The organism is Arthrobacter glacialis (assembly GCF_002909445.1).
Taxonomy (GTDB): Bacteria; Actinomycetota; Actinomycetes; order Actinomycetales; family Micrococcaceae; genus Specibacter; species Specibacter glacialis.
The window spans coordinates 1-13,592 of record NZ_PPXC01000008.1 but is presented as its reverse complement, the minus strand read 5'-3'; the positions used below and the strand labels follow the sequence as shown (position 1 = coordinate 13,592).

Below are 13,592 nucleotides of genomic sequence, written 5' to 3'. Positions count from 1 at the left end.
GGCCCTGCGATCACCCGACGTCCTTGGCGAAAACAAGGGCGCCTTGATCCGTCAAGGTTTGTTGGACCTGGCGAATATCTACGGCCCGAGGCTCCACATTGTCCCGCGCGGACAGCGCCGCAGCAACGCCGGCGGCCTGACCCATTGCTGCGCACGTGGCACCGACCCGCACAGACCCGAGGGCTTCACGGTCGGCGGACGCGCACCGACCGGCCGCCAGCAAGCCATCGATAGCTTCGGGTACCAGCATGCCGTACGGGATATCAAAGGGCGCCGGCACGTACATGGCGTGGGTGCCCACCTGTCGGTCGGCCGGATGAACATCGATGGGCCAACAGCCGACTGCAACGGAGTCCTCGAAGCGTGTTCCGTTTCTGACGTCGTCACCTGTCAGCGTGTAGGACCCCACCAGCCGCCGTGTTTCACGCACACCAATTTGAGTGCTGGTTTGCATGAGCCACGAATCTTCCATGCCGGGAACGTGGGCCTTGAAGTAATCCGCTATCGCTTGGGAATCTTGGCGGCCGGTGACCTCAGCCTGACTCAACTGTGTGGCATCGGAAGCGTCCCCGATAACCCGAGTGGAATTGACCCACACGGTGTCCTTGCGCAGGCCGCCGAACCATGGTCCGCCGTACCGAGGTAGATCGCCCTTGTCTCGAGCCGCTCTCATGTGCTCGACGTCGACCGGGACGTCGCGGCGCACCGATGAGAAGTCGGTCAAAATCGGATTGTGCAGCATGCCGGCCTCCGGCCCAATGGGGAGCACGGCAGCACCGTCGTGGGGGATTGACTCATCCAGAACAGCATTTCCCATTCGGAAGGACATGGTCATGGGCTGCAAGGTGTCTGACTTGACCCAGGAGGCCCCGCTGCGTTCCACAATATCTCCATTGCCTGTGCAGTCAATGGTCACTTTCGCCCGGATGGCGCGCCGTCCATCGACGTTCTCAATGAAGGCCCCTGCTACCCGATTTCCGTCCATGATCGGAGCGGCACCCCACGTGTGGAAGAGGAACTCGATGTTTTCCTCAGCGATGAACTCGTCGGCCACCCGTTTCATGACCTCTGGCTCCGAATTAATGACGAAGCCGGAGTTCACGAGTGCTCCATCCTCCCCAGCGGCACGAGTCACCCACTCCTCGGCAATCCCTTTCACACAGCGATCATAGGGACGCAGCCAGGAGTTGAATCCGGCCAAAGTTAGCACCATGCCAGCGGTCCACATGCCACCGAGAAAACCATGGTGTTCCACGATGGCAGTTTTGGCTCCCGCACGAGCTGCGGCCACGGCGGCAGCCACACCGGCAGGCCCGCCGCCGACGACGAGCACGTCGACGTCGCTGTAGACGGTGGTGTTTCGGGGCTGTTCCAGTACGTAGTTCACGGGGCTTGATTCCTTGTTATTGTGTTTGATGATCTTGCTCATTAGCCTTTGACACCACCAGCTGTCATACCGCTGACGAGATGGGGTTGCAGGAACCAGTACACGACGAGCACCGGCAGAATAGACAGAGCACCGACCGCCATGAGTTGATTCCAATTGACATTGACGTCACCGATCATGGACGCAATACCCATGGGAATGGTCCATTGTTCCTGAGAGATGAGCAATGTCCGGGAGAACAATAAGTCCGTCCAAGCGCTGGTGGCAGCGAAACCCACGCACGCGGCGACACCAGGGATGGAAACAGGCAGGAGGACCCGCCAGAGCGCACCAAGGCGGGAGCAGCCGTCAACCATCGCCGCCTCGTCGAGTTCGCGGGGGATTCCATCGAAATAGCTTTTCATCATCAGCGCCGTGAAGGGTGTAATGGCTGCCGTGTTGGCGAGAATGACACTTGTCGAGGTGTCTAGAAGCCCCATGGTCTGAAAAAGGACGAAGAACGGCAGAGCCAGCAAGGTTCCGGGAAGGACGCGCCCCATGAGCAAGGTGAAGCCAACAGCCTTGCTGCCCGGGAGGATGAAGCGAGACATGGCAAAGGCGGCGAAGATGGACAGGACGGCACTCAACACAGAAGCCCCGATAGTGACCACAGCCGAGCGGGCGAACCAGGACAGAATGCTGGTTTCGGTCAGCACTCCCTTAACCGCATCCAAACTCAGAGGTTGGCCAATGGGGATGACAGCCGGGGTGCGGGAGAGAACCGCGGAGGTGGGGAGCACTGCCGTCAGAAACATCCAATACACAGGAAACAGCAGAACAACTGTCACCACGATCGTGGTCACAAAGGCCCAGTTGAGCCGGAATTTTTGAATCTTGTTGCGGCGGGTAGCTATAGCGACGGTCACAGGACGCCCTCCAGGGAACCTTTGAATTTTTTGCGGACTAAGAAGAAGACGACCGCGCCTATGAGTGCGAACGTCAGGATACCCAGCGCTGCAGCTGAGCCCAGGTCGAATCGCTCGAATGCTTGGTTGTAGATGCGCACGGCAATGGTCTCCGTGGCACCAGCTGGACCGCCACGTGTCGAGGCGTAGATGAAGTCAAATTCTCGGAAGGCATACATCATGTTGAAGATGACGGAGATGAAGATGAATGGGCTCAGCGCAGGCAACGTTACGTACCGGAATTTGAGCAGTTTTCCTGCACCGTCCATGGAGGCTGCCTCATATTGTTCTTTGCCCACGGATTGCAGTCCGGCCAAGAGCATCAGGGTAAAGAAGGGAAACGCTTTCCAGCTCGTCGGGGCGATCACGGCTAGCAGTGCCAGACTGTCGTCGGCGAACCAGTTGATGTCGGTGCTGATGATACCCAGAGTACGCAGTATGTAATTGACTACCCCGTAGGTGGGGGCCATCATCCACATGAACGCAATAGTGGCGGTGACACCCGGTACAGCCCAAGGGACGAGGACCAGCGTACGGAGCAAACGCTGTCCCGGCATCTTTTGATTGAGCAGCAGCGCCGTGCCCAGACCGATGGCAAAGGGAATGGCCGTTGAGCCTGCCACGTACACCACCGAAATGCCGAAGCTTCGCCAGGTGTCGGCGTTCGTCAGGACCTCGGCATAGTTCACGAGAGACAGTGGTGCGGCCAGCACCTTGTCAAGGGGACCCAATCCGACGTCGCGCAAACTCAGACTGAGCAGAAGGACGACCGCGAAAACCAGCGTTCCACCTACCCACAACATAGTCGGAGCCATGAGTGCCACCCCGATCCAAGGGCTGTTTGCCTTGCGCATTTTCCGCCGTCTCACGGGCTGAGCCTTGGAGTTTCCGGGAGTGTGGGCAACGTCGTACTTGTTCTGCCGCTCTGTAATGCTCATGGCGTGATGCCTGCTTTCTCAAGCTCGGACTGCAACTCGGCCAAAATGGTTCCTGTGTCATCTGTGCCCATGAGGAGCTTGTGGAACGATGTACCGGCAATCTGAGTGAAGTCAAAGTAATGTAATCGCAAGCCCTCCATCGACGGATCGATAATTGGCGTCATATTCTCGGCAACGTTGGCCATGACCGCTCGCTGCTCATCATCGAGCAGGGCCGCGGCCGCACCGGGGCGAGTCACTGGGGACCCAACGAGTTGTGAATAGGCCTCCATCATGGGCATGGACGTTGCGAACTTCACGAAGTCCAGGGCCAGCGCTTCTTTGGTCGCATCCAAACCCTGAGGGACTGAGAAGCCGTGGCTCACATCACCGGGGCTGATGGCGAACGGTGTTTTGGCAATTTGGAGGGAGTCAACGAGGCTGGCACTGGCAGTTTTCTTGACCGTGGCCTGATAGAACGGTCCCTCAATCATCATGGCCACGTTACCTGTCAGGAATGCCTCCCGCTTTTGGGCGATGTCAGTGCCTTGAGGTGCGTAGTCGCGGCCGAGGGTGCGCCAGAGATCCAAGGCCTTGACCACTCCGGGATCGGAGAAGGCCCACTTACCGTCGGACGCCCACTGCGCATCCATGCCGGTGGTAAACACAAGAGCGTCGCGGATGAAATTCGCCGAGTTGTCGGCGGCAATGGCGAAAGGTTTCACGTCCCCGCTCAGAGCGGCGACCCGCTGAGCTGCGAGGAGCAACTCCTCGGGGGTCTCCGGGACGCTCACCCCAGCCGCGGCGAGAACCGCCTCGTTGTAGAACATTACATAGCCATAGTCCACCAGCAGGACGCCGTAGTTGCGCCCACCCCAGGCCATGACCTTTTGGGTGCTGGGCCACGAGCCTAGGATGTCGGTCCCTGCCAGGAAGTCATCCATGTCTAAGAGGAAACCAGCTTCTGCCCACACCGGAAGGGTAGTGGTCGGTGTCGGCACGTGCACCACATCGGGAGCTGCGCCGGCCATGAGCTGCGTTGTAATCTGCTGCTGGTAGTCGGCATACGCGATCTCGCGAAGTCGTACTGTGACGCCACCGTGTTCGGCTTCGAAGCCGGCAATGAGTTGTGGCCACCAGTCCTTAAGGCCCGGTTCTTTGGCCGTCCAAGTGGAAATAGTTAGGACGGAATCTCCTCCTCTCCCGTTGGCCGAGGCCGTGGGGACACAAGCGGTCAACCCGCCTGCGAGTATTGCAGCCCCGGCCACAATGAGTTCTCTCCTACGCATCAACGCTCCTTTGTGTGATGAAGTAATTGGTCAAGATGGTTTTGATCTACTGCTGTGGGAACACGATTGCCTTGAGTGCGCCCGGCAGCGATGGATGTTGCAGCGCAGACTCCGTTTCTGACAGCCCCATCCTGGCGGTGATCAGCTCTTCAACCCGAACCTGCCCGCTCGCGATCAGTTGAATGGCATCGGGATAACAGTTGGCATAACGGAAAGTGCCCGTAATTGATAGTTCCCGTTCCTGAATATCAGCCACCGTAATGCCCAACGGCGCGCCACCACCCATCCCGACCAGGACACATGTACCGGCTCGGTCCAGGTGTCCGATGCCGTCCTTTGCGGCGCTAGCATTTCCGGAACATTCAATGTGCACGTCGACGTCGAGCCGGTTCGGCAGGCCTGCGAGAGCCCGGGCGTCGATCGTCAACGCCGCCCCGAATCTTGCGGCCAGTTCCAGCTTCACGGGATCGACGTCGGTTATAGTCACGGATGCCGCACCAAAAGCCAGGGCCGTTTGGAGCGTAAGTAGGCCAATCGGCCCCGATCCGGTGACTAGAACCTTGGAGCCTACGGTGACACCGGCCTTGCGGCAGGCCCACAGTGCCACGGCCAGTGGTTCGGTCAGTGCCGCCTGCTCGAATGTCATGGTGTCGGGAATAAGGAAGCTGAAATCGGCCCGTATGGCGACATATTTTTGCAGAGCACCGTCGACTGGAGGTGTGGCGAAGAAGATAACATCCGGGCAGAGGTTGTAACGTCCTTTGCGGCACTGTTCGCACCGCCCACAACTTACGCCAGGTTCCACGGCGACGCGCTCGCCTATACGGCGTGTCTTCACATTCGACCCGACGGCAACAACAACGCCAGAGCTTTCATGTCCAAGGACTAAAGGATCCTCCACCACGTAGCCGCCGATACGGCCTTCGCGATAGTAGTGAACGTCGGAGCCGCAAATGCCAACTGCCTCGACTCGCACCAACACTTCGTCCGGCGCGATCGATGGACGCTCACGGTGTTCCATGCGCACCTCACCCGGCGCTACTAGGACTGCGGCATCATGGGTGGTATTTGCAACTGCTGACACGGTATCTATCTCCTGACGTCATTGCACATCTGATCTCGTGTGCCCTAACGACAGTACAATTCCGACGAAGCAGGAACTAGCACGTTGCGCGTCGACTTCTGGTACTTTCTTTCCAAGAAGCTACTCTTACTACTAAGGAATGATACTCAGGAGCGTATGAATACATCAGATGGCGTCATGCCCACGGCAAGGAAGTCGGCCCGAGCCCTTCTCGGCCGTGATCCTGTGCGCGAGCTTGTCCCGCGAGACATTAACGTCTCGGCCCGCTGGCACACTCACGATTTTCCGAGCCCATTGGCCCGTTGGAATTCGCATCCTGAGTTCGAGATACACCTGATCACCAAAAGCCACGGCAATTTCATTGTGGGTGACCACATCGGAACGTTTGGTCCCGGACACTTGGCGATGGTTGGCGCCGATCTGCCGCACGATTGGATCTCCGAACCTGGGGACGGGGCGGTAATTGTGGAACGCGACGTGGTGTTTCAATTTCGCAGAAGCTGGATAGACGACTGTGCAGCCTTTTTACCAGAGCTGCATGAGCTTGATGCTCTCATGGCGCGAGCGATGAGAGGTATAGAGTTTTCCGGGCGTACCGCACTTCAGGGCGCCCAACAATTGCGCAGCATCGGTGGTAGCTCCGGTATGTCGCGCTTGTCCAATATCTTCACCCTGCTGCAGACCCTCAACGATGCACCGTCGGAGGAATTGAGACTGTTGTCCAACGATTGGCTCCCCGTGCCCACAGATGCGCACACGGCGACGATTGTTAGTGATGCGATTTCCTATGTGCTCGACAACCTGCACACGGGAGTCCTTATGTCAGAGGCGGCGAGCATTGCAGGAATGTCCTCATCGGCATTCTCGAAATACTTCAAACGGGCCAGCGGGCATACCTTCAGAGACGTAGTCAAACAGATGCGGCTGACACAAGCCTGCAAAATGCTACAACATTCCAATACGGCAGTCTCCACAATTGCCTCGGAAGTTGGATACGATAATTTGTCCAACTTCAATCGACAATTTCTTTCTGAATATGGGTGTACTCCGCGCCAATTCCGAAACCGTCAGGGACTGCCTAGATCCCCTTGACTCGCGGACCTACCCTACGACTTGGTTGCCTTGGGAGGTCCCGATGGGCGCACTGGCCAACACTGATAAGGTCGAGCGGACCGATGATGCTTTCAGAGGTCTTCTCCTAAGGGCACAGGATTAAGCGGGAGCGGCCAGCCGCTACCTCAAAGATGAACTGTCTCAAGTAGTCAGTATCGGCGTCAGGGCCATGAAGGTCGGTGTTCCGTGAATATGGCAGCTTGCGGGGTGATTAGGACGGATCAAGAGTAAAATTCCAAGCACAGCCGCATTGGTAGCCGATTTGCTCTGCTCGGGTTCGTGCGGCAGTCGGGCGGGAGTTCCCGCCACGTCATACACACCTCATCCCAATCAGTACAAAGTGGAGAGTGTTTAGTACCTCTAGTTGTTGCAATTACGCCATGCAGAAACTGGTCAAAAGGGCCTATTGGCAGCTTGAAATGGACTCATCGCAGGACAGTGGGGTTCAAAAAGCGTTGATAACTGATGATTAGTTTCTGGTGCTGAACATGCTCTGACCTGCGGCAATAGTTTTCCTCACTGGGTCCATGAAGTTGCATTTAGGGCCGTTCAGCGCGGGCTACTTCGGTTCGAATTCCAGCCTTGACTTCCACCGGCCAGTTGATAATGAACGCTCGCGGCCAACGTTTTGTTGGCCTTGAACTTCATCAACAACGCAGGCGAAATGACGCCCAAGGAACTCTCCGCGCTGCTGGAAATCACCACCGGATCCATGACAGCAATGGTGGATAGACTCGAAGCCGCCGCCCTGGTCACCCGCAATCCCCAGCCCACGGACCGCCGGAGCCTGCTGCTTACCCTTGCATCTGCCGGGCGGCATGCCACACAGTGGGCGCAGGATGTCTTTGAAAACGCCATTGCCAGCGTTTGCCAGCAAGAAAGCAACCGGGAGGCCGCAGCCGACGCGGCCTTCCTCGCCACCATTGCCGAAGCTCTCAACCAAGCCGCCCGGCTCCAGAAAGCAGCCTAGAACCTACAACGGTACCGGCACCGCACGCTTTTCCGGCACGAGCATCAAAACACAAGCAGGACAATAGACCTCAAGCGCAAAAAAGCAGGAGGGTCCGAGTACACCCGGGCCCTCCTGCTCTATATGTCCCTCTTAGCTTTGACGCACTCCACGACGGCTACGCACTGCCAGCAGCACGCCGCTTCCCAACAACAGGAAAGCCAACAGCCCTACCATCACGGACAACGAGGTGCCCGTATCTGCCAAGTCAATGCCATCCCCTTGGTGCCCTGGATCCGCAGGCTCCACTGGTGGACCCGACGGATTGACAGGAGCCGGTGGAATCACTGCGCCCACGGCATAAGTGATGGTCACGGTGCCCGGCAATGCCAGGTTACCGTCACCGTCTTCGGCGGTGTATTTGATGGGGGTTGGGTCCCCGCCGAAGCCGGCCTCGGGGGTGAAGGTGATGTCGCCTGCGTCGTTGACGGTCCAGGTCCCTTCGCCGGTGGAGATGACGGGGTCCTTGGTCGAGTTCCCTGTTGCCGGGTTGATCAACTGCACCGTGGCCGGGTCCATGCCCGGATCCAGTGCGGCAGGAACCGTCACGGGCTGACCCTGATCACCGGCACCGGCCGCATCGGACACGTTCGGGTAGAGGACTGTGACGGTGGCGTGAGTGACTTGTGCTCCTGTTCCATCGGTGGCGGTGTATCTAATCGGCGTTGGATTCGACTGGAAGCCTGCCTCCGGGTTAAACGTAAAGCTACCTGCACTGTTTACCGTCCAGGTCCCTTCACCGGCAACCACCAAAGGGCTGGTGGTCGGGGAGTTTGTTGCTGGATCAATGATCCTCGCACTGGCTGGATCAATGTCGCTGGTTTGTCCGGTGAGGGGCACAGTGACGGGCTGACCCTGATCACCTGCACCGGACAAGTCGATGATGTCGCCTCCGACAACGATTGTCGCAGTTGAGGTGACGAGGTTGTTGTTCGAATCCTGGTAGGTGTAGGGCATTGCCGGGGTTGTGCCCACGTAACCGCTTGCAGGGCTGAACATGATGAGCCCTGTGTCACTGTCATAGCTCCAAGCGCCTGCCGCTGTGGACATGCTGGTCTGGCCATTGCTGAACAGGAACGTGTTTCGGTTCGCCGTGGTGGGGGTGGCATCCGCTGGCACGGGTGCGAAGTTTGCAAACGGGTCGATGGTGACGGGGGTGTTGAACGGGGTGCTGGTTGATTCAGGCGCGTCGGCGGGAGCTGCAAATGTCGTGGTCGCCGGAGCGAACTGTCCCACGTTCAAGAAATTGGCAACCACGTTGCTGGGCCCATTGGTGTAGCTGCCTGGGGCGGTACCGCCTCGGACTTGGATGGAAACCGTGCAGCTGTCCGCACCATTGGGGATGCCGCCAGCGATGCGGATGGTGTTGCCGCCGGTCACTGCGGTGGTGGTCACAGCCGAGGGGGTTACGGCACCTCCCGCGGGACTGACACAGGCAACCGTCAGCGCGGGGTCGGCGACTGTCATCCCTGCTGGGAGTGTGTCCGTAAAGTCCCAACCGTCTTTGGCCAAAAGTTCTGTGGTGTTGTTGATCTTGAACACCACACCCACTCTGTCGCCCACCGTGTTGACGGGCGTGCTGAAGCTTTTCTCGAGAGTCGGGGTGACATCCACGATGCGCATGTTATCAACGGCGGCGTCATTGCCTGATCCGCTGCCGTTGAGGTTTTCAATCACGGCCCGCAGTGAGGACCCGGTGAATTTCGTGGCCAAGGCTGAATCAACGGTGGCGACCCGGGCTGTGCGGGCCGCGCCACCTTCCAGCCCGGGAGCTGTGATGTTGACGGCTCCCGGGTCGGTGCACAGCGCAGATGAGCCAAGAGGTGTTGCAACGTTGGTTGTGCCGTTGACAATGGAGAACTTGTAGTTGGGGCCGCTGGAGGCGCAATTCAATGCGGCACCATCGACTGACAGGGCAACGTACCTGTTTTCGCCGCCGATGTTGATGACGCTGCTGCGCAGCTGTTCCCCCATGCCGGGGTTTTCACCATCAGTGAACGCGGCGAGGACGTGGTTGGTTTCCGGTGCAGGGTTGCCCCTGTACTGGCCCAAAGCATTCGCCAACTGCCGCAGGGACTGGTAGGCCCTGGCGTTGAGTGCCGGGTCTGAGCGAAGATTGCAGTTGGTCAGAGCCAGATCGTCAGGGCTGGAGTTGCCTGCCAGAATGTTTCCGTTACATGCCCGCAGCCATCCCGGGTTGGCCGTGTAGGTGACATTCATGCCATTGGGGGCGATACTCGAGTAGTTCGTCAGGAGGACCGGCTGGGTGCCAGTGTTCTCAAACTTGGCTTCAAACAGCACCTCTTGAGGAACTGCGGCAGTCGCCGCCGGTGCCGCTAAAAGGGGGGTGAATGCCGCGGCAATAAGGGCGCCAGCAGTCACGAGTGTACGTCCGATCGGAGGACGCTTCGATATGGAAGTCATTCAATGCTTTCTGTTCAGCGGCGGACCGCGTATTGAAACTTTGCGCACCAACTTCCGCCTTTAAACAGCGCGCACGTCCGGTCTTGTAGATTCCCCCTAAGAATATGCCTAGGAATCACATGGGGAGCTTACCGGGCATGCCAAACAAGCTCAAAGGAATTTACCACTGGGCTGCCCCTGATCTGGTCCAAGCCACTCGGGTGTCTGGACCTAGTTTGTTGCTCAGACCCGCTAAGGTGCCGGGTTTTCCCGTCAGAGGTCAACTAAAGCTGAAATGAAACCGCGGTCTTGCAAGCCGTCACCAAGTGAAGGTGCTCCGGAAATGACCAACAACTGTCCTTCTGGAGCATTGACGAAAGTGATTCAACTCACTAAATTGATAGGACGTTCTACGTCTTTTCTGATGTCGATTGGCTTGGGCGTAGAGCCAACCTGTTCATACATTGCTGGCTGAATTGCCGCCGGAAACACCTGGCCCGGGCTCCTACACCTGGGTCTTGAAAGGATTGAAATGCCCTTCATTGACCATCAACGACGAGGTTTGGCGGGACGCGCGGGAATTGCGTCCCTTGGAGTGGCTGCACTGCTGGCAGGGACCTTCTTGGGTTCAATGCCCGCCTCGGCGGCGCTGAGCGACCCTCCCGGCACCTTTGCCGAACAGAACCTGGCTCCAACAGTGGTCAGCCCCTTCGCGGCCTACCGGATCCCGGCGCTGAGCTACCTGGGCAACGGAGTTGTGGTGGCTGCCTGGGACGGCCGGCCCACCAGTGCCGCCGATTCACCCAACCCCAACTCCATTGTTATGCGCCGCAGCACCGACAACGGCGAGACTTGGGATGCCCAGCGCACCATTCTGGCCGGAAACCTTGATGCAGCCAACGGCGGAGCCAACAAGACTGGCTACAGTGATCCGAGCTTCGTGTTTGACGCCGAAGTCAACAAGCTGTTCGTGTTCTCCGTCTACTCCAAAAGCACGGGCTTCATTGCCAGCGTCTTTGGCAATGACGACGCCAACCGCAACGTCATCAGCGCCCAGGTCTCTGAATCCAGCGACGGCGGGATCACTTGGGGCGCGCCGCGCCTGATCACCGAGGTGGTCAAGCCCGGCAACAACGCCGCCAGCCCCCAGCCCGGTGACGTGCGTGGCATGTTTGCCAGCTCCGGCGAGGGCATCCAGCTCAAGTACGGCCAGTACGCAGGACGTCTGGTCCAGCAGTTTGCCGGCGATGTGCGCCAGGCTGACGGCAGCAACGCCATACAGGCCTACAGCGTGTACTCCGACGATCATGGTGTCACCTGGAAAAAGGGCGACAACGTGGGTACCCGCATGGATGAGAACAAGACAGTGGAGCTCTCCGACGGCCGGATCATGTTGAACTCACGCTCCAACAACGCTGCCGACAATGCCCGCAAGGTGGCCTACTCCAACGACGGCGGCCAGAGTTACGGACCCGTAACTTTGGACATAAACCTGGTTGACCCGGCCAACAACGCCGCCATAGCCCGCCTCTTCCCCGAAGCACCGGCAGGATCGGCCGATTCAAAGAAGCTGATCTTCACCAACACCAACGACGCCAATGTCCGACAGAACGTCTCAGCACGGGTTTCCTGCGATGACGGAAAGACCTGGGGAGTGCCGCGCACCATCCGCGCAGGTTCCTCGGCCTACTCCACCGTCGCCCGCCTGGAATCGGGCCAAATTGGTGTCTTGTATGAAAGCAATTTCGTCAACGGCATTTCCTTTGCCAAGTTCAACGACGCCTGGTTGAACAGCTGCACGCCTCCCGTGCCGGCTGAACCCACCACCATTGCCGGTGTCACCATTGCAGGTCTTGCCACGGACACTTCACGCGACCTTGCGGCCAACCCCTACAAGGCAGGTGACATGGTTCCCTACAGCTTCACCGTCACCAACAAAAACGCTGGAACTGTGGCCGTCACGCCGTCGGCCGGTAATTTTGCTCCCTTCCTGCCTCCCGCGGCAGGCAACTGCCGCTACACTGCATTGCCCGCAGGTTCCTCCTACAACTGCAGCGGTCAGAACCACACTGTGACAGCAGCGGAAGTGAACCAAGGCTACTTTGTCCCCGACACCAGCTGGTCCATCACCGGCGCGGCCACCGGAAGCGGAAAGGTGCTGGGCCGCCCCGTGCCGTTGAAGGGCGGAATCCAGACACCCACAGCCAACTTCTCCGGCGTAACCATTGCCGGAACACGCACGGACACGGCCCGCAACGTGACCAGCCAGCCGTACGTCGCGGGGGAGAAGGTTGGCTACTCCTTCGCCGTCAAAAACACCACGGCTGCCACCCTTACGGTGACACCCACGGCTGGGAATTTTGCCCCGTTCGTGGCACCGGGAACAGGCAACTGCCGCTACACGGCGTTGAATGCGGCAGGCTCCTACAACTGCACCACACCGCAGTACACGGTGACGGCCGCAGACGTGGCCCGCGGCTACTTTGTTCCAGACACCTCATGGTCCATCGGCACCAGCGCTGCACAGCGGCTGCTCGGTGAAGTAGTAAAGATCAAGTAACCTATTTCCCAGAACATGGACGGCGCCCCTAGGGCGCCTTGCCTAATGGACATTTCCGGGCCTTTCATCATATTTTGATCTGGAAAAACCAAGGTGGAAACAACATCGTTGAAATGGCTTCGATAGCATTCGGAACTCATGGTGCTGAGACGGTGTTGTTATCGATTACAGGCAATTGGGATGAAGACCTCTTAGGTTGGCGGTCAATGCACCGTTACAAACCTAGGAGGTCTTCATGTCTCACTGTTAGGTCGATCCATCTCGTCATGTCTTGCCACGGGCGCAGGTGACGAAGGAAATACGCAGCATACGGAAATACAGCCCCAGAGAGTGGCCGATTCCGAGATGAGATTTGAGTCGGTTTGGAGAACCCTGCCTCCATACCAAAGTCCTGGCCGGACTTTGCCGCCCGATCGCGGCGACTACGTGATGCCCTCAAAGAACAAGCTGGGACGAGGCAATTATCCGCCCCCTGATGTCAGGCCATGACCGGACGCCTTCACCTAGCCCCGGATGTTAGCGCACGTCTGCGTTGTTGGTGGGTAACCTCCCGAAGCCATGCATCACCACTTACGGACAACTTTTTGTCTTGTCGAGCAGGGGCATGGGGAACCGTTTTGCACAAGCCAATTCATTCGAGCGAACAATCAGTGTCTCAGTTGGGGGTGCGGCGGCGCAGAGAACGGAAAAAATCGTACGCTAAGGGCTAGTTGAGCCAGGTAGCCACTGGACTACAGCTTGCCAATGGAAGCCACTCAGAGCCCGTCCGCAGGGGAACGGCAAAAGGGACGATGAACCTGTCCGCTGGGTGTTAACGCCAACCGAAAATAGGGCCACGGCTGCCAATTGAAAACAGGGCCACCAACCATCATGGAGGGTGATCAAT

The 13,592-nt window shown here is 58.5% G+C and carries 9 protein-coding genes; 3 read left to right on the top strand and 6 right to left on the bottom strand.

Translation table 11 applies throughout. The annotated features are described in order from the left end of the window. Positions 1-10: 10 nt before the first annotated feature. Genes CVS27_RS11335 through CVS27_RS11315 form a run of 5 tightly spaced genes read right to left on the bottom strand, consistent with a single transcriptional unit; the run spans position 11 to position 5,621 of the window. The gene (locus tag CVS27_RS11335; RefSeq protein ID WP_103465867.1) at positions 11-1,429 is read right to left on the bottom strand and encodes an FAD-dependent oxidoreductase; all 1,419 of its coding nucleotides are present in this window, start codon (positions 1,427-1,429) and stop codon (positions 11-13) included. Then, on the bottom strand, positions 1,429-2,292 hold the full coding sequence (locus CVS27_RS11330) for a carbohydrate ABC transporter permease (RefSeq protein ID WP_103465866.1): 864 nt from the start codon (positions 2,290-2,292) through the stop codon (positions 1,429-1,431). Before CVS27_RS11330 ends, CVS27_RS11335 begins: the two co-directional genes overlap by 1 nt. Then, on the bottom strand, positions 2,289-3,269 hold the full coding sequence (locus CVS27_RS11325) for a carbohydrate ABC transporter permease (protein ID WP_103465865.1): 981 nt from the start codon (positions 3,267-3,269) through the stop codon (positions 2,289-2,291). Before CVS27_RS11325 ends, CVS27_RS11330 begins: the two co-directional genes overlap by 4 nt. Next, on the bottom strand, positions 3,266-4,537 hold the full coding sequence (locus tag CVS27_RS11320) for an ABC transporter substrate-binding protein (protein ID WP_103465864.1): 1,272 nt from the start codon (positions 4,535-4,537) through the stop codon (positions 3,266-3,268). The genes CVS27_RS11325 and CVS27_RS11320 overlap by 4 nt, the downstream gene beginning before the upstream one ends. A 46-nt stretch (positions 4,538-4,583) precedes the next feature. Then, positions 4,584-5,621 carry an NAD(P)-dependent alcohol dehydrogenase gene (locus tag CVS27_RS11315; RefSeq protein ID WP_243400145.1) on the bottom strand — a complete coding sequence of 346 codons (1,038 nt, stop codon included), beginning with the start codon at positions 5,619-5,621 and terminating at the stop codon, positions 4,584-4,586. A 156-nt stretch (positions 5,622-5,777) separates the two neighbouring features. On the opposite strand from CVS27_RS11315, the gene CVS27_RS11310 reads away from it, so the two are divergent. Next, positions 5,778-6,713, top strand: coding sequence for an AraC family transcriptional regulator (locus CVS27_RS11310; RefSeq protein WP_133162925.1), 936 nt, complete (start codon positions 5,778-5,780; stop codon positions 6,711-6,713). 658 nt (positions 6,714-7,371) lie between these two features. Then, the gene (locus CVS27_RS11305; RefSeq protein ID WP_133162924.1) at positions 7,372-7,704 is read left to right on the top strand and encodes a MarR family transcriptional regulator; all 333 of its coding nucleotides are present in this window, start codon (positions 7,372-7,374) and stop codon (positions 7,702-7,704) included. A gap of 132 nt (positions 7,705-7,836) precedes the next feature. Here the strand turns inward: CVS27_RS11305 and CVS27_RS11300 are convergent, their stop codons facing one another. Further along, positions 7,837-10,167: a DUF7933 domain-containing protein gene (locus tag CVS27_RS11300; RefSeq protein WP_103465860.1), complete on the bottom strand. Its 2,331-nt coding sequence runs from the start codon at positions 10,165-10,167 to the stop codon at positions 7,837-7,839. Between the two features lie 511 nt (positions 10,168-10,678). Here CVS27_RS11300 and CVS27_RS11295 point away from each other — a divergent pair. Continuing rightward, positions 10,679-12,706 carry a sialidase family protein gene (locus CVS27_RS11295; RefSeq protein WP_103465859.1) on the top strand — a complete coding sequence of 676 codons (2,028 nt, stop codon included), beginning with the start codon at positions 10,679-10,681 and terminating at the stop codon, positions 12,704-12,706. Positions 12,707-13,592 lie beyond the last annotated feature (886 nt).